This is a genomic window from Paracoccus alkenifer (assembly GCF_900108405.1).
Lineage (GTDB): Bacteria > Pseudomonadota > Alphaproteobacteria > Rhodobacterales > Rhodobacteraceae > Paracoccus > Paracoccus alkenifer.
In genome coordinates, this window is sequence record NZ_FNXG01000001.1 from 667,937 (window position 1) to 683,609 (window position 15,673).

At 66.8% G+C, this 15,673-nt stretch carries 15 protein-coding genes; 6 read left to right on the forward strand and 9 right to left on the reverse strand.

Translation table 11 applies throughout. The annotated features are described in order from the left end of the window. From BLW83_RS03145 to BLW83_RS03170, 6 genes are all read right to left on the reverse strand, one after another. Positions 1–498 carry a YciE/YciF ferroxidase family protein gene (locus BLW83_RS03145; protein WP_090845405.1) on the reverse strand — a complete coding sequence of 166 codons (498 nt, stop codon included), beginning with the start codon at positions 496–498 and terminating at the stop codon, positions 1–3. Positions 499–797: 299 nt separating this feature from the next. Further along, entirely contained in the window at positions 798–1,535 is a 738-nt protein-coding gene (locus tag BLW83_RS03150) for an ABC transporter ATP-binding protein (protein WP_090845407.1), read from the reverse strand. Continuing rightward, positions 1,532–2,308 (reverse strand): ABC transporter ATP-binding protein, encoded by a 777-nt coding sequence (locus BLW83_RS03155; RefSeq protein WP_090845409.1) that lies wholly within the window; start codon positions 2,306–2,308, stop codon positions 1,532–1,534. The genes BLW83_RS03150 and BLW83_RS03155 overlap by 4 nt, the downstream gene beginning before the upstream one ends. Next, entirely contained in the window at positions 2,305–3,438 is a 1,134-nt protein-coding gene (locus BLW83_RS03160) for a branched-chain amino acid ABC transporter permease (protein ID WP_090845411.1), read from the reverse strand. The genes BLW83_RS03155 and BLW83_RS03160 overlap by 4 nt, the downstream gene beginning before the upstream one ends. Before the next feature lie 4 nt (positions 3,439–3,442). After that, positions 3,443–4,471 (reverse strand): branched-chain amino acid ABC transporter permease, encoded by a 1,029-nt coding sequence (locus BLW83_RS03165; RefSeq protein ID WP_090845413.1) that lies wholly within the window; start codon positions 4,469–4,471, stop codon positions 3,443–3,445. Positions 4,472–4,573: 102 nt separating this feature from the next. Continuing rightward, the gene (locus BLW83_RS03170) at positions 4,574–5,923 is read right to left on the reverse strand and encodes a substrate-binding protein (protein WP_218139067.1); all 1,350 of its coding nucleotides are present in this window, start codon (positions 5,921–5,923) and stop codon (positions 4,574–4,576) included. 168 nt (positions 5,924–6,091) lie between these two features. Between BLW83_RS03170 and BLW83_RS03175 the strand changes: the two genes are divergently transcribed. After that, positions 6,092–7,633 carry a helix-turn-helix domain-containing protein gene (locus BLW83_RS03175; protein WP_090845415.1) on the forward strand — a complete coding sequence of 514 codons (1,542 nt, stop codon included), beginning with the start codon at positions 6,092–6,094 and terminating at the stop codon, positions 7,631–7,633. Here the strand turns inward: BLW83_RS03175 and BLW83_RS03180 are convergent. From BLW83_RS03180 to BLW83_RS03190, 3 genes are read right to left on the reverse strand one after another with little or no spacing between them, the layout of a single operon-like run. Continuing rightward, positions 7,612–10,395, reverse strand: coding sequence for a sensor histidine kinase (locus BLW83_RS03180; protein WP_177172470.1), 2,784 nt, complete (start codon positions 10,393–10,395; stop codon positions 7,612–7,614). The two genes, BLW83_RS03175 and BLW83_RS03180, sit on opposite strands and share 22 nt — an antisense overlap. Next, positions 10,395–10,649 (reverse strand): hypothetical protein, encoded by a 255-nt coding sequence (locus BLW83_RS03185; RefSeq protein ID WP_090845417.1) that lies wholly within the window; start codon positions 10,647–10,649, stop codon positions 10,395–10,397. The genes BLW83_RS03180 and BLW83_RS03185 overlap by 1 nt, the downstream gene beginning before the upstream one ends. An 8-nt stretch (positions 10,650–10,657) precedes the next feature. Further along, positions 10,658–11,050: a response regulator transcription factor gene (locus tag BLW83_RS03190; RefSeq protein ID WP_090845419.1), complete on the reverse strand. Its 393-nt coding sequence runs from the start codon at positions 11,048–11,050 to the stop codon at positions 10,658–10,660. 228 nt (positions 11,051–11,278) lie between these two features. Here BLW83_RS03190 and BLW83_RS03195 point away from each other — a divergent pair, with 228 nt between their 5' ends. Genes BLW83_RS03195 through BLW83_RS03215 form a run of 5 tightly spaced genes read left to right on the forward strand, consistent with a single transcriptional unit; the run spans position 11,279 to position 15,671 of the window. Next, a complete protein-coding gene (locus tag BLW83_RS03195) occupies positions 11,279–11,557 on the forward strand; it encodes a c-type cytochrome (protein ID WP_218139068.1) in 279 nt (92 codons plus the stop codon). Beyond that, complete coding sequence (locus tag BLW83_RS03200; protein WP_090845423.1) at positions 11,554–12,831, forward strand: NAD(P)/FAD-dependent oxidoreductase; 1,278 nt, start codon at positions 11,554–11,556, stop codon at positions 12,829–12,831. Before BLW83_RS03195 ends, BLW83_RS03200 begins: the two co-directional genes overlap by 4 nt. Further along, positions 12,828–13,835 (forward strand): YeeE/YedE family protein, encoded by a 1,008-nt coding sequence (locus BLW83_RS03205; RefSeq protein ID WP_218139069.1) that lies wholly within the window; start codon positions 12,828–12,830, stop codon positions 13,833–13,835. The genes BLW83_RS03200 and BLW83_RS03205 overlap by 4 nt, the downstream gene beginning before the upstream one ends. A gap of 20 nt (positions 13,836–13,855) precedes the next feature. Then, complete coding sequence (locus tag BLW83_RS03210; RefSeq protein ID WP_218139070.1) at positions 13,856–15,190, forward strand: FAD-dependent oxidoreductase; 1,335 nt, start codon at positions 13,856–13,858, stop codon at positions 15,188–15,190. Continuing rightward, on the forward strand, positions 15,174–15,671 hold the full coding sequence (locus BLW83_RS03215) for a thiosulfate oxidation carrier protein SoxY (RefSeq protein WP_218139071.1): 498 nt from the start codon (positions 15,174–15,176) through the stop codon (positions 15,669–15,671). The genes BLW83_RS03210 and BLW83_RS03215 overlap by 17 nt, the downstream gene beginning before the upstream one ends. Positions 15,672–15,673: the final 2 nt, after the last annotated feature.

Below are 15,673 nucleotides of genomic sequence, written 5' to 3' on the forward strand. Positions count from 1 at the left end.
TCAGGCCGGCTCGACGGCTTCGCGGTTGGCCCCGCCCTCGGCGATCCGGGTCAGCAGCTCGTCGGTCCCGGCCTCTTCGGACAAGGTCTCGTCCAGCAGCCTGGCCGCGTCACGCAGGCCCAGATCCTGCGCCCATTGCCGCAGCGTGCCGTAGCGGGCGATCTCGTAATGCTCGACCGCCTGCGCGGCGGCGATCAGCCCCGCATCCAGCGCGGGCGAGCCCTTGAACGCTGCCATCACCTCGTCGCCCTCTTCGATGATCCCGTCGATGGCGGGGCAGGTCTTGCCGCGCGGCGTCTTGCCGATGATCTCGAACACCTGCTGCAAGCGCTCGACATGGGTCTCGGTCTGGTCGCGGTGCTTTTCAAACGCCTCGCGCAGTTCGCCCGATTGCGCGCCGCGCGCCATTTTGGGCAGCGCCTTCAGGATCTGGCGCTCGGCGTAATAGATGTCTTTCAGCGTGTCGTGGAACAGATCGTCCAGAACCTTGTCGGGCATCGGAAATCTCCTTTCCTTGGGCGGCCTGCATGGGGCCGGCGGGTGTCACGGCCCATGAACCGGCCGCGGCCGCGAATGTTCCCGGAAAGATTTCACCGCCCCGCAGGCCGCCATTCCCCGACGCCGCAACCGCCCCGCACGCGCACACGCACACCGGGGGCCATGAATCTGCCCGGCTCCGCCCGCAAGGACCGGCACTTGCGGCCGCGATCCGCCCGGCCGCGCCGGCCGCTTCTTTCTGGTCCAAATACCCATGCTGCGGCGACGCCCCCCGCGCCGCCGCAGCCTGAAGGCCCAACCTAGATCGCCAGATAGCGGTTGCGCAGATCGGCGTTGTCCAGCAGCTCCTGCGCCGAGCCGGTGAACACCAGCTCGCCGGAATCGAGGATCACCGCCCGGTCCGCCAGCCGCAGCGCCGCCACCGCGTTCTGTTCCACGATGATGGTGGTGATGCCGCGGGCCTTGATGTCCTGCACGATATGCTCGATCTCGCGCACGATCACCGGGGCCAGCCCCTCGTAGGGCTCGTCCAGCAGCAGCAGCTTGACCTCGCGCGCCAGCGCCCGGGCGACGGCCAGCATCTGCTGTTCGCCCCCCGACAGGGTGATCCCCTCTTGGTTGCGGCGCTCGGCCAGACGCGGGAAATGCTCGTAGATCTGGGCGATTTCCCAGCCCTTGTTGGGGGCGACCTGCGACAGGATCAGGTTTTCCTCGACGGTCATGCCGGGGATGATGCGGCGGTCCTCGGGGACCAGCTGGATGCCGGCCTGGCTGGCCTGCCAGGATTTCATCTGGTGGACAGGCTGCCCCTCCAGCCAGATTTCGCCGCGCATCACCGCCGGCTCGTCAGCCCGGGCGATGGCGCGCATGGTCGAGGTCTTGCCCGCGCCGTTGCGGCCCAGCAGGGCCAGCACCTCGCCCTTGCGCACCTCAAGGCTGACCCCCTGCACGATATAGCTTTCGCCGTAATAGGCATGCACGTCGCGCAGCGCAAAGAACGCATCCGGCGCCGGGCCGGTTACTGGTGCCGCATTCATTCCGCCGCCCCCCCGAGATAGGCTTCCTGCACCCTGGGGTCCTCCTTGATGTCCTGCGGCAGGCCCGAGGCGATGATCCGCCCCTGCGCCAGCACCGAGATCTTGTCGGCCAGCGAAAACACCACATGCATGTCGTGTTCGATGATGACCTTGGTCATGCCGCGCAGCTTGATCTTTTTCAGCAGCTCGATGGTGGTGTTGGTGTCGTGGCGCGACATGCCGGCGGTGGGTTCGTCCAGCAGCAGCAGCCGCGGATGCTGGATCAGGCACATGCACAGCTCCAGCCGCCGCTTGTCGCCCCGCGACAGCGCGCCAGAATGGTCGTCGCGCCGGTCCCACATGCCGAAATCGTTCAGCAGGCTTTCGGCCTCGTCCCGGATCGCGGCCTCGCGGGCGGTGGCGCGGAACATGTTCAGCCGGAACGCCCCGTCGCGGCGGGCGAATGCCGGGGCCATGACGTTGTGCAGCACCGACAGGTCGGCAAAGATCTCGGGCGTCTGGAACACCCGCGAAATCCCCAGCTGGTTGATCTCGTGCGGGGCCTTGCCGGTCAGCACGGTGCCGTCGAACACCACCGCCCCCGAGGTCGGCGCGATCCGCCCGATGATCACGTTCAGCAAGGTGGACTTGCCCGCGCCGTTCGGCCCGATGATCGCGTGGGTCTTGCCCTCTTCGATTTGCAGGTCGATGTCGGACAGCGCACGCAGCCCGCCGAAGTTCTTGATCACGTCCGCGGCGTGCAGGACGATGTTCTTTTCGCTCGTCACGCTCATTTTCCGCCAGCCTCCGGTTTGGTGCCGCGCCCGCGCCGCAATCGCGCGACCAGCTTGAGATAGCCCTCGACCAGCCCGCCGGGCAGGAACACCACGATCAGCACGAACAGCAGCCCCAGCGTCAGGTGCCAGCCCTCGCCCACGAACTTGGACAGCACGGTGACGGCGATGTTCTGCATCCCGTCAGGCAGGAAATCAAAGGTCGCGTTCAGCATGTTCTTGTTGATGGCGGAAAAGATGTTCTCGAAATACTTGATCACCCAGGCGCCGATCACCGGGCCGATCAGCGTGCCCACCCCGCCAAGGATGGTCATCAGCACGATATTGCCCGATTCCGTCCAGCGCATCCGTTCCGCCCCCGCGATGGGGTCGGTGACCGCCAGCAGCCCACCCGCCAGCCCCGCGAACATGCCCGAGATGACAAAGGCCGCCAGCATATAGGGCCGGATGTTGAAGCCGGTATAGATCATGCGGGTCTGGTTCGACTTGATCCCCCGCAGCGCCAGCCCAAAGGGCGAGGCAAAGATCTTTTGCGAGATGTAAAAGGTCAGGATCAGCAGCGCCGCACAGATGTAGAAACCGAAATACCCCGTCACGCTGTTGCCCAGCAGCGCCGGCGACGGCAGCCCCGCACCGCCCACGGTGCCGGCACCCAGCGCCGCGTCGATCACCCGCGGGTCGTCGCGGGCCAGCAGCAGCCCGGTTTCGCCGTTGGTGATCGGGGTCAGCACCGAATAGGCCAGGCTGTAGCACATCTGCGCGAATGCCAGCGTCAGGATCGAGAAATAGATCCCCGTCCGCCGCAGGCTGAAGAACCCGATCACCAGCGCAAACAACCCGGCAACCAGCACCGCGAACAGCAGCGCCGGCAGGATGTCCATGCTCAGCAGCTTGAACGACCAGACCGCGGTATAGGAACCCACGCCCAGAAAGGCGGCATGACCAAAGGACAGATAGCCGGTCAGGCCGAACAGGATGTTGAAGCCGATGGCGAAGATCGCATAGATCGCGAATTTCTGCATCAGCCCGGGATAGGCGGCCCCCAGCGGCGCCAGCCAGATCGGCATGGTCACGACGACAAGGGCAAAGATCGCCAGCTTGACCTGATCCTTGCGGGAAAGATGGAACATCGGCTCAGCCCTCCATCACGCCGCGCCGGCCCAGCAGGCCACGCGGCCGCACCAGCAGGACCACCACCGCCACAAGATAGACGATGACCTGGTCGATACCGGGCAGGAACGTCTTGATCTGGGTCATCGAGGCAAAGGATTGCAGGATCCCCAGCAGGAAACCGGCCAGCACCGCGCCGGGCAGCGATCCCATGCCGCCGACCACGACGACAACAAAGCTGAGGACAAGGAAATCCATGCCGATGTGATAGTTCGGCGCCAGCAGCGGCGTATACATGGCCCCCGCCACCCCCGCGACCACGGCGGCCAGGCCAAAGACCACGGTAAAGCGCCTGTCGATGTTGATGCCCAGCAGCCCCACCGCCTCGCGGTCCGCCATGCCGGCCCGGACCACCATCCCAAAGGTGGTAAAGCGCAGGAATGCAAAGACCCCGCCGATCACCGCCAGCGAAAACAGCAGATAGATGACCCGCCACATCGGATAGGTCAGCGAGCGCGGCTCCATCCCCAGCCAGATGCCGATATCGGCCGCGCCGCGCAGATCGCTGGGGATCGGCTGCGGCCAGGGGTTGGGGCCAAAGACCGATTTCACCAGCTCGCCCAGCACGATGGCCAGGCCAAAGGTGACCAGGATCTGTTCCGCATGGGTGCGCTTGTAGAAATGCCGGATCAGCCCGCGCTCCATCGCGATGCCGATGACCAGCATCACCGGCACGGTCAGCAGGATCGAGAACGGGACCGAGTAATCGACCATCAGCGCGCCGAAATCGCCCAGCCAGTCCTGCACCAGCGGCGTGCGGACCTGCACCGGCTGGCCCCATGGCGACAGCTGCGTCGGATCGACCGAGACGGTCTCGATCGTCAGCAGGTAGCGAAAGGCGACTGCGCAAAAGCAGCCCAGCATGAACAGCGCCCCATGCGCAAAGTTCACCACCCCCAGAGTCCCGAAAACCAGTGTCAGTCCAAGAGCGATCAGCGCATAGGCCGCGCCCTTGTCCAGCCCGTTGAGCAACTGGGCAAGTATCGTGTTCATAACCTCTCCTCCCTCCGGCGGGACCGGCGGTGATTCATTGTTTTCCGGAGAACAGGAATCCGGCGCCCTTTTCCGGCGCCGGATGTCTTGTCGAACGTCAGCTCAGCACTGGTTCGGCTCGTAGGGGCCAAGTTCCCCGCCGAAGATCGCGGGGTCATAGGTGACCTCGTCGCGCGGGGTCTTGCCGACCACGTTCAGCACGTCAAAGCGGCTGGTGGGGTTTTCGTTGCCGCGCACGACCAGCACTTCCTTGATGCACTGGTGGTCGTCGCCGCGATAGAGGGTCGGGCCGTTGCCCATGCCGTCGAACTCGAATTCCTCAAGCGCCTTGATGACCTCTGGCGGGTAAAAGCTGCCCGCGCGCTGCACCGCATCGGCATAAAGGATCGCCTGCACATACCCCGTATGCGCCGACTGCGACGGCGGCTCGCCGTATTCGGCGCCGTAGGACTGGGTGAAAGCCTTGGAGCCTTCGTCCTCAAGCTGCCAGTTCCAGTTCTGGGTGCCGATGATGCCCTTGACCGCATCGCCGGCGCCGACGGCCATCAGCTCCGAGAACATCGGCACGATGATCTCGAACTGCTTGCCGTTGGCCTGCCGCTCGCGCAGGCCGAACTGCACCGCCTGCGGCAACGAGTTCACCATGTCGTGGCCGTAGTGGTTCAGGATCAGCACATCCGCGCCCGAGTTCAGCACCGGCGTCAGATACTGCGAATAATCGCCCAGACCCAGCGGCGTGCGCACCGTGGCGACGGTTTCCCAGCCCAGCGCCTCGGTCGCGGCCTTGATCGATTCCTCTTGCGTCCAGCCCCAGTTGTAGTCGGCGGTCAGGTGATAGGCGCGCCGGTCGTTGCCGTATTCCTGCCCCAGGATCGGGGCGATGGCGACGCCGGACTGGTGGGCGTTGAAGAAATGCCGGAACCCGTAGCGGCGCTTGTCCTTGCCGGTGGTGTCGTTGCCGTGGGTCAGGCCGGACATGTAGATCACGCCCAATTCGTGGCACAGCGCCTGCTGGGCCACCGCCTCGCCCGTGGTGACGCAGCCGGTGACCATGATGGCGCCGTCGCGTTCGATCATCCGCCGGGCGCCGTCGCGGGCGGCGTCGGTGTTGGTCTGGGTGTCGCCGGTGACGAATTCGACCTTGCGGCCCAGGACTCCGTTACCTTCCAGCGCCAGCGGCTTGAAGGTCTTGAGCAGCCCCCCGTCGCCTTCGCCGTTGATATGTTTCACCGCCAGCTGATAGCCCTTGAGCTGTTCCAGACCTTCCTCGGCATAGGTGCCGGTCTGCGGCACGTTGAAGCCAAAGACGATCTTGCCGCTGGCGGTGGGGTCGTTGCAGTAGTTGTTGGCCCACGCGCCGCGGGTAAAGAACATGGGCGAGGCCAGCGTCGCCGCCGCGCCCGCGCCCATCGTCCGCAACAGTCCACGCCGGTTCATGATGAGTTTCGACATATCTTTCCTCCCTGGTGCGACTTTTTGTCATTGTTGCTTGCATCAAGAGGACATGGCTGGAACGATCTCAATAAGAATTTGATTGCAATGGATTTTTTTGTAAACTATCGAATGATTTACAGGAAACTTTGTAAATGATTGACTCGGGCGAGGGATAAGGGGGGCAACATGCGCGCGCCGGTCGGCATCAGGATACGTCGGCAGCGGATGGACCGCGGCATCTCGCAGGCCGGGCTGGCGCGGATGGTGGGGATTTCGTCCAGCTATCTGAACCTGATCGAGAATTCGAAACGCGACGTGGGCGGGGCGCTGCTGCTGCGCATCGCGGAACATCTGCAACTGGACATCGATTCCCTCTCGGGCGATCAGGAACAAAAGACCCTGCAAAACGTGCAGGAAATGCTGAACGACCCGGTGTTGCAGGGGCTGGATTTCGGCCACACCGATTTTCGCGACCTGCTGGCACGTTTCCCCGAGGTGGCGCAGGCGCTGATCCGGCTGCACCGCATGGGCGCCGAGGCGATGGCCGAGGTCGAGGCGTTCACCAACCGCTTTGCCTCGGACCCGCTGCTGGGGCAGATGCTGCACGAGGTGCTGAACCGGCTGACGGGGATGCGGTCCAGCGCCGAGATCATCGCAAGGGTCGAGGATCTGAGCGAGACCGACCGCCACCGCTTTACCGCGGCCATCAACCGCGAGGCGCAGGAACTCAGCACCACCATGCGCGGGCTGGTCGGCTATTTCGACCGCGCCACCATCAAGCGGCGCACCATCTCGCCGGTGCGGCAGGTCGAGGATGCTTTCATCGCCGCCAACAACCATTTCCCCGAGCTGGAGGATCTGGCCGACGAGCTGCGCGCCGCCATCCCCGGCGAATTCGGCGAAACCGCGCTGGCCGCCTGTCTGGAAAGGCGTTTCGGCGTCCGCTGCCAGCGCCGGCCCGAAACGCCGGGCGGTCCGCCGCCGGCGCCGGCCGGGCCGGCGCAGGACGGGGTGCTGTGGCTGCGGGCCTCGGCGCCGCTGGCCACGCGGGTGTTCCGCATGTGCCGCCACATCGCCGAGCTGGCGGCGCCCGAGCTGCTGGACCGGACCTGCGCGGCGCTGGAACCCGCATCGGACGAGGCGCGGCAGCTGATGCGGGGGGCGTTGTCGTCCTATGTCGCGGGGGCGATGATGATGCCCTATGCGCGGATCAGCGCCACCGCCGCGGAACACCGCCATGACATCGACCTGCTCAGCCATATCCACGGCGCCAGTTTCGAGCAGGTGGCCCACCGGCTGGTGACGCTGCGCCGCCCCGGCGCCGAGGGCGTGCCCTTTGGCTTTCTGCGCGCCGATCCCTCGGGGCGGCTGACCAAGCGGTTCCCGCTGCCCGGGCTGAGCCTGCCGGGGGGCGGGCATGGCTGCCTGCTATGGCCGATCTATCACACCACGCCGGCGGGCGGGGTGATCCGCCAGATCGCCGAGTTCCCCAACGGCGCGCGGTTCCTGATGATCGCGAAATCGGTGCCCAAGCGGATCTCGACCTGGGCCGAACAGCCGCTGGTGTTTTCGGTGATGCTGGCCTGCGACATCCACCACGCCGACCGCACTGTCTATGGGCAGGGGCTGAACCTGTCGGACACAGGCACGCAGCTGGCGGTCGGCCCGTCCTGCCAGCTGTGCATCCGCCAGAATTGCAGCCACCGTCAAGAGGACGCGCCCGCCTGATCCAGCCGCACCGCCGCGGCTTGCAGCGGTGCCGGCCACAACGGCAGCGAGATGCGGAAACACGCGCCGGGCAGCGCGCCCTCGACCAGCTCGATCCGGCCTTGCAGCTTGCGCACGATGGTGTGGCTGATGTTCAGCCCCAGCCCCAGCCCGGGAAACGCCCCGCCCGCCGGCCCGCCGTCGCCGATGCGCATGAACTTGTCAAAGATGGTGGCGCGGAACTCGGGGGCGATGCCGGCCCCGTTGTCCATGATCTCGACCTGATATTCCGTCGCCGTCACCCGCGAACGCACATGCACCCGCGGTTCGGGGTCGCGGTTGTGGGCGATGGCGTTGGCGATGATGTTGATGAAAACCTGGCACAGCCGGTCCGCATCCCCCGACACGATGACCGGCACCGGCGCATGGTCGCGCGAAAACCTGATGGCGCGCTGGCGGGCAATGGCGTCGCAGACCTCCATCGCGCGGCTCAGGGCGGCCTCGGGGTCGACGGGGTGGTTTTCCCAGTCCCTCTCGCCGTGTTCCAGCGCGCTGAGATCCAGGATTTCGTCCAGCAGCCGGGTCAGCCGCACGCTTTCATGGTGGATCAGCTCGACAAACCGTTCCCGCTGCGCCTCGGCCAAGTCGGGCTGGCGCATCAGGATTTCGGAAATCGAGCGGATCGAGGTCATCGGCGTGCGCACCTCGTGGCTGACCTGGCTAAGGAAATCGTCCTTCTGCCGGTGCAGTGCGTGAAGTTTCTCGTTCACCTCCTGCAACTGCCGGGCGGTCCGGCGCAGCTCGTTGGATTTCTTTTCCAGCTCGTTGGAATGGGAAATCACCTGCAATGTTTCGTCGGCGATCTGCATCACCTCGTCCAGCGACAGCGCATCGCCCTGCACCACCTTGGACAGCAGGATATGCGCCGAGGCCGCGCCGATGGAACTGGCCAGTTCACGTTCCAGCCGGATGATGAAGCCGGGCGGCGCGTCCTCGCCGCGGGCATGGGTGCCGTGGCGGATGCCCGCATCCTTGAACAGGGTGCTGGCACGGTGCCAGCCCAGCACCCGCTCGGCCAGAAAGAACAGGTCGTCGGCGGTGGCGGTGCTGCGGATCGACTGGCCGGCCGCCCGCTGTCCTGCCCCGCCCTGCCCGACACCGCCCTGCCGGAACACATCGACGAAAATGCCGGCCTGAATCTGTTCCAGCCGGCTTTGCCCGGTCATCAGCGAGGTGACGATCAGCGTGCCCGCGTTCAGCAGCATGCTCCAGAACATCGAATGGACCAGCGGGTCGGTGTCGCCCATCCCGAACAGCGCCTGCGGGCGCAGCGCGGTGATCCCCCAAGGCCCCTGGGCCAGCAGCGTGGCGACGGTTTCGCTGCCGGCGGCGAAACTGGGCAGAAACAGCGTCCAGCCCCAGACCGCGAACCCCAGCACCATCCCCGCCAGCGCGCCGCGCACCGTGGCGCCGCGCCAGTAAAGCGCCGCCAGCAGCGCCGGCAGGAACTGCGCCACCCCGGCAAAGGAAATCAGCCCGATGGGCGCCAGCGCCCCGCTTTCCCCGGTCAGCCAGAAATAGATGAACCCGAGAAACAGGATCACCGCGATCGAGGTGCGCCGGCTGACCAGCAGCAGCCGCGCGATGCCCTGCGCCTCGTGCGCGGCAAGGTCGCGGGTAAACCGCAGCGCCAGCGGCAGCACGATATGGTTCGACACCATGATCGACAGCGCGATCGAGGCCACGATGATCATCGAGGTGGCCGAGGAAAACCCCCCGATAAAGGCAAACAGCGCCAGCGCGTTCTGGTCGGCCGCCATCGGCAAGGTCAGCACGAACATGTCGGGGTTCGACCCCGCCGGCATGGTCGCCAGCCCGTAAAAGGCGATGGGCAGGGTGAACAGGCTCATCAGCAGCAGATAGGCCGGGAACGCCCAGGCGGCGGTGCGCAGGTGATCCTCATCGGCGTTTTCCACCACGGCGATCTGGAACTGCCGCGGCAGGCAGATCACCGCGCAGCCCGACAGGAACAGCACCGTGACCCAGCGGCTGCCAAAAGGGCCGGGTTCGTGGATGGTGAAACCGGCCTCGGCGGCGCGGGCATAGATCTGCGCGGGGCCGTCCGACAGCCCGAAGATCACGAACAGCCCCACCGCCACCAGCGCCACGAATTTCACGCTGGCCTCGAATGCGATGGCGGCGACCACGCCCGGGTGCTGTTCGCGCGCGTCCACGTTGCGGGTGCCGAACAGGATGGTGAACACGGCCATGCCCATCGCCACCGCCAGCCCCAGCCCCGCGTCGCCCAGCCCGGCCAGCCGCCCGCGCCCGTCGGCGGTCGAGATCACCTGGATCGAAGTCGTCACCGCCTTGAGTTGCAAGGCGATATAGGGCGTGATCGCCACCACCGCGATCACCGTCACCAGGATCGCCAGCTTGCTGGACTTGCCAAACCGCGAGGACAGGAAATCCGCGATCGAGGTGATCCTCTGCCCGTGCCCGATCCGCAACAGCTTGCGCAGCAGGAACCACCAGCCGACGAACACCAGCGTCGGCCCCATGTAGATCGCCATGAACTCCAGCCCGTTGCGGGCGGCGGTGCCCACTGCGCCGTAGAACGTCCAGCTGGTGCAATAGACCGAGATCGACAGCGTATAGACCAGCGGCGAGCGCAGGAACCCCGCCCGCCCCTGCCGCGCCCGCAGGTCCGAGACATAGGCCAGCGCAAACAGCAGCCCGACATAGGCCACCGCCGTCAGGATGACGAAATCGGGCGACAGCATCAGCCGTCATCCCCCAGGGGCGGCGCGTCGGCGCCCCGGGGCCGGCGCCGGGTCATCGCAAAGGCGCCCAGGATCAGCGCCAGCCAGACGGTGAACAGATACACCGCCTCAAGCGGGACGCCGAACACCAGCAGGCCGCGGTTGAACAGGTTCAGGAACGGCGGCAGCAGCACCAGCGTGCCGAAAGCGGGCAGCACGAAAGCCGCGTCCCGGCGGCGCGTGTCCCGCGCGGGGCGGATCGGCGGCCCGGCCACGCCCGCGTTCAGCCCAGCGCGGCCGTGCGGGCCGCGCGCCGACCCAGCAGGCGGCGGACCTCGTCCACCACCTCGTCGTTGGCAAAGGGCTTTGAAATGAACCCGTCGGCCCGCAGGTCCAGCGCCATCTGCCGGTCGTGGCTTTGTCCGCGCGCGGTCAGGATCAGCACCGGCGTGTCGGCCTGTTCCGGGTCCGCCCGCAGCGCCTTGAGGATCTCAAGCCCGCTGCGCCCGGGCAGCATCACGTCCAGCACCAGCACCTGCGGGCGCTTGCGCCGCACCGTGTCCAGCACCGCCGCGCCATCCGTGACCGAGGCCACGCTCCACCCCGCGCGCTCCAGCAGGAAGCTCAGCGTTTCGAGTATGGTGGGCTCATCCTCAGCGATCAGGACATCGCACATCTTGGCCGCTCTCCCCCTCGTCCGGGGACGGATGCTAGGACGGGGCGAGGCGTTGTGGCAAGGGCGAAGGCGGCGGCCGGGTGCATCAGGCTCTTCCCGTCGCCGGGTAAATCTTTCATCATGTCTCACGGCATTCCGCACCCGCGCAATCCGGGGCGGACCACATAACAACAGCCAGCCACGGGGGGGCCCATGTCCGTCAGACAACTGAACCTTATGGTTCTGCCGATGATGCTAACCGCGACCCTTGCCTCGGCCGCCGCCGCGGATGAACGCGCCGCGGCGCAGGTTCTTGCCGGTCCCTGCGCCGGCTGCCACGGCCCCGACGGGCATTCGCCCGGCGCCATCCCCTCGATCGCGGGGCTCCCCGAGGCCGAGCTGCTGGCCCGGATGACCGGCTTTCGGGACGGCACCGCCGACGCCACGGTGATGACGCGGCTGATGAAAGGATATGACGAGGCGCAGATCGCGACCCTCGCCCACTGGTTTGCGGAGGTCGGGCAATGATCATCTCTAGACGCGGTATCCTGGGGGGTGTGGCGGCGCTGGGCGCGCTGGCGATGCCGGGGCTGGTGCGGGCGCAGGCGGCGGCCGCGCATGTGGTCGTGGTCGGCGGCGGCTTTGGCGGCGCCACGGCGGCGCGCTATCTGCGGCGGCTGAACCCAGGGATGCGCATCACCCTGATCGAGCCGACGCAGCGTTTCGCAACCTGCCCGTTTTCCAACCTGTATCTGGGCGGATTGCGCGAATGGGACAGCATCACCCACGGCTACGACGATCTGCGCGCCGCCGGGGTCGAGGTGATCCACGACCTTGCGCAGGACATCGACGGGGCGGCGCGCCGGGTGGTGCTGGCTGGCGGCGACGTGCTGGACTATGACCGGCTGGTGCTGTCGCCGGGCATCGATTTCCGCTGGAACGCGATCGAGGGCTATGACGAGGCCGCGGCCGAGCTGGTCCCCCACGCCTGGCGTGCCGGCCCCCAGACGCAGCTGCTGAAATCGCAGCTCGAGGCGATGGAGGACGGCGGCCTGTTCGTCATGTCGATCACCGACGGCGCGTTCCGCTGCCCGCCGGGACCGTATGAGCGCGCCTCGATGGTGGCGCATTACCTGACCACCCATAAGCCGAAATCGAAAATCCTGCTGCTGGACAGCAAAGAGAATTTTTCCAAGCAGGCGCTGTTCCAGCAGGGCTGGGCGGCGCTTTACGGCAACATGATCGAATGGATCAGCCTGGCCGACGACGGGCAGGTGGTGGCCATCGACGCCGCCAACCGCACCGCCGAGACCAATTTCGGCACCACCCACCGCGCCGACGTGCTGAACGTGGTGCCGCCGCAAAAGGCGGGCTGGATCGCCGAGCGCGCCGGGGTGACGGATGCCACGGGCTGGGTGCCGGTCCGGGGCGGCAGCTTTGAATCCGAGCAGGTTCCGCATATCCATGTCGTGGGCGATGCGACCATCGCCGCGCCGATGCCGAAATCGGGGTTTTGCGCCAATGCGCAGGCCAAGGTGGCGGCCGCCGCGATCTCGGCCGAGTTGGCCGGGCGCGACACGCCTCCGGCCAGCTTTGCCAACACCTGCTACAGCCTGGTCGGCGTCGACTGGGGCATCTCGGTCGCCGGGGTCTACCGCGCCGAGGACGATTCCATCGTCGAGGTCGAGGGCGCCGGTGGGGTCAGCCCCATCGACGCCAACGCCGCGTTCCGCAAGGCCGAGGCCGCCTATGGCGCGGGCTGGTATGCGGCGATTTCGGCGGACATCTGGGGCCGCGGGTGAATGCGGTCCTGCTGGGGCTGGCGCTTGGCGGGGTCTTTGGCGCCGCCACCCGGGCCGGACGGTTCTGCCTGCTCAGAGGAATGCGCGGCGTCATGGCGGGCGGCGACCTGTCCGCCATCCGCGCATTCGCGCTGGCCATGGCGGTGGCGATCTGCGCCACGCAGGCGCTCAGCCTGTCGGGGGTCATCGACCTTGCCGCCGCGCTGCCGTTGCGCGGGCGGTTTTCATGGTCCGGGGCGCTGGGCGGCGGCGCCATCTTTGGCATCGGCATGGTGCTGGCCAATGCCTGCGGGGCGCGCTCGGTGGTGCTGGCGGCGGGGGGCAACCTGCGCTCGGTGCTGGTGCTGCTGTGCCTGGGGCTGGGCGCGCAGGCCAGCCTGACCGGAGTGCTGGCCCCGCTGCGCGTGTCGCTGCAATCGGGCGGTGCGGCCGAGCCGGCGGCGCGCAGCCTGCCGCAACTGTTTCCCGCGCTTGAGCCGCGGCTGGCGTCCGCGCTGGTCGCGGGGCTGTTGGTGCTGGCGCTGGCCGCGCTGTCCCTGCCGCTGTTGCGCACGCAGCGCCGGCAGGCCGCAAGCGCGGCGATCATCGGGCTGACGATCGCCGGCGGCTGGTGGATCGGCTTTGCCACCGACGACCCGTTCGACCCGAAAACCCTGGCCTCGATCAGCTTTGTCGGCCCCATGGGCGACGGGATGCTGTGGCTGATGCTGTCCACCGGCCGGGCGCTGAGCTTTGGCGTCGCCATCGTGGCGGGCACGGCGCTGGGTGCGCTGGCCGCCGCGCTGCTGGCGCGCGATTTCCGGGTCGAAGCCGTCGGCTCGGGCGGCCAGATGCTGCGCGCCATGGCGGGCGGCATCCTGATGGGCTTTGGCGGAGTGCTTGCCCTGGGTTGCTCGATCGGGCAAGGATTGGGCGGAGTATCTACGTTGTCGCTGGCCAGTTTGGTCGCGTTCTCGGGAATCCTTGCCGGAATTGCGGTTGGCCTGGTCGTTGTCCGCCACTGACTGTCGCAAGGAAGACCCAGATGATCCGTCGCCGCAGCCTTTTGACCGCAGCCCCGGCCGTTGCCCTTGGCATGGCGCTGACCGGACAGCGCGCAGTTGCCGCCCCCGCCGCCCTGACCTCGGACAGCACGCTGCTGCCGCGCGGCGGCAAGAGCCCCCGGATCGTGATCTGCGGGGGCGGATGGGGCGGGCTGTCATCGGCCCGGCATCTGCGCGACCAGCTGCCCGATGCCGAAATCATCGTGCTGGAACGCAATCCGTTCTTCTGGTCCTGCCCGATGTCGAACAAATGGCTGATCGACGTGGTGGATACCGCATTCCTGACCCATGACATGATGGCCCCCGCGATCAAATACGGCTATCATCTTGTGCAATGCGAGGTGACCGGGATCGAGCGCGACAAAAAGATCGTGCGCACCTCCAAGGGTAATGTCGATTACGATTTCCTGATCCTCGCGGGCGGTATCCGCAACGCCTATGACGTCTGGTTCGGCGATGATGTCGCGGCGGCGGAATATACGCGCATGCATTTCCCCTCGGCCTATATACCCAGCGCGGAACATCTGGCGCTGAAAAACATGATGCGCAATTTCAAGGGCGGCACCATCGTGATGACCCTGCCGCCGCCGCCGCATCGCTGCCCGCCCTCGCCCTATGAACGGGCCTGCATGCTGGCCTGGCATTTCAAGGTGAACAGGATCCCGGCCAAGATCCTGATCCTCGACCCCAAGCCCGGCGTGGCGCCCATCGGGGCCGGGTATCGCGCGGCCTTTGACGAGCTTTATCCCGACATCATCACCCATGTGCCGAATGCGCGGGTGAAAGAGCTGGACCCCTGGAACAAGCGGATCATGACCGAAGCCGGCGATTTCGATTTCGACGAGGCCATTCTGATGCCCACGCATCAGGCCGCGGAAATGGTCTATTACGCCGATCTGATCGGGACCGACGACAAGGGCAATTCGACGGGCTGGGCCGATATGGACCCGCGGTTCTATCACGCGCGATCCGACGACAGCGTTTATATCGTCGGCGACAGCATGGGTGCCATTTCCCCGCATTTCGGCCATTATCCGAAAAGCGCGCATGTGGCCAATTACATCGCCAGGATTGTTGCCCGCAACATCGGCCAGCGGGTGCGCGGGCAAGAGGTGGTCGCCGAACTGCCCGACAACCTTTGCTACATGCTGGTCAACGGCGACCCGCTCGAGGCGATCTCGGTCGAATTCACCTATGAGCTCGGGCCGGACGGGCTGGTCCACCAGACCCAGATCGACATCGACGTGCGCACGCCCGACCTGCTTGACGAAGATTTTGTCTGGGCGAACGGGATGTTCAATGACTTTCTGCTTTGACATGGAACGCCGCAGGCTGCTGACGACGGCGGCCGCGCTGGGCGCGGGGCTTGCGGCGGGGTTCCTGCCGCTGGCGGCACGGGCGCAGATCTCCAGCATCGCCGCGCCCCAGCCCGACGACGCCGAATCCGACCGCATCGCCGCCGAGTTCCTGCAAGGTGCCGTTCCCCTGCCTCAGGGGCTGGCGCTGGACCTGCCCGCCTTGGGCGACAACCCCGCCGCGGTTCCGGTGCGGGTGCATCTGACCGAACCCGTCGACGAGGCGCTTTTCTGCCAAGAGCTGATCGTGCTGGCGCAGCGCAACCCGCGCCCGCTGATCTGCCGGTTCCGCTTTACCCCGCTGACCGGCGCGGCCGATGTCGCGCTGCGCGTCCGGCTGATGCAAAGCATGGGGCTGCGCGCGCTGGCCCGGATGAGCGACGGGCGTTTTCTCGAAGCGCGCGCCGATATCACCGTCGCGGCCGGCGGCTGCGGAATGTAAGG

Coding starts and splice junctions, on each gene's coding strand:
- BLW83_RS03175 (WP_090845415.1), top strand. CDS start 6,092: ATGCGCGCGCCGGTCGGCATCAGGATACGTCGGCAGCGGATGGACCGC.
- BLW83_RS03190 (WP_090845419.1), bottom strand. CDS start 11,050: ATGTGCGATGTCCTGATCGCTGAGGATGAGCCCACCATACTCGAAACG.
- BLW83_RS03150 (WP_090845407.1), bottom strand. CDS start 1,535: ATGAATGCGGCACCAGTAACCGGCCCGGCGCCGGATGCGTTCTTTGCG.
- BLW83_RS03160 (WP_090845411.1), bottom strand. CDS start 3,438: ATGTTCCATCTTTCCCGCAAGGATCAGGTCAAGCTGGCGATCTTTGCC.
- BLW83_RS03145 (WP_090845405.1), bottom strand. CDS start 498: ATGCCCGACAAGGTTCTGGACGATCTGTTCCACGACACGCTGAAAGAC.
- BLW83_RS03210 (WP_218139070.1), top strand. CDS start 13,856: ATGATCCGTCGCCGCAGCCTTTTGACCGCAGCCCCGGCCGTTGCCCTT.
- BLW83_RS03170 (WP_218139067.1), bottom strand. CDS start 5,923: ATGTCGAAACTCATCATGAACCGGCGTGGACTGTTGCGGACGATGGGC.
- BLW83_RS03200 (WP_090845423.1), top strand. CDS start 11,554: ATGATCATCTCTAGACGCGGTATCCTGGGGGGTGTGGCGGCGCTGGGC.
- BLW83_RS03155 (WP_090845409.1), bottom strand. CDS start 2,308: ATGAGCGTGACGAGCGAAAAGAACATCGTCCTGCACGCCGCGGACGTG.
- BLW83_RS03215 (WP_218139071.1), top strand. CDS start 15,174: ATGACTTTCTGCTTTGACATGGAACGCCGCAGGCTGCTGACGACGGCG.
- BLW83_RS03195 (WP_218139068.1), top strand. CDS start 11,279: ATGATGCTAACCGCGACCCTTGCCTCGGCCGCCGCCGCGGATGAACGC.
- BLW83_RS03180 (WP_177172470.1), bottom strand. CDS start 10,395: ATGCTGTCGCCCGATTTCGTCATCCTGACGGCGGTGGCCTATGTCGGG.
- BLW83_RS03165 (WP_090845413.1), bottom strand. CDS start 4,471: ATGAACACGATACTTGCCCAGTTGCTCAACGGGCTGGACAAGGGCGCG.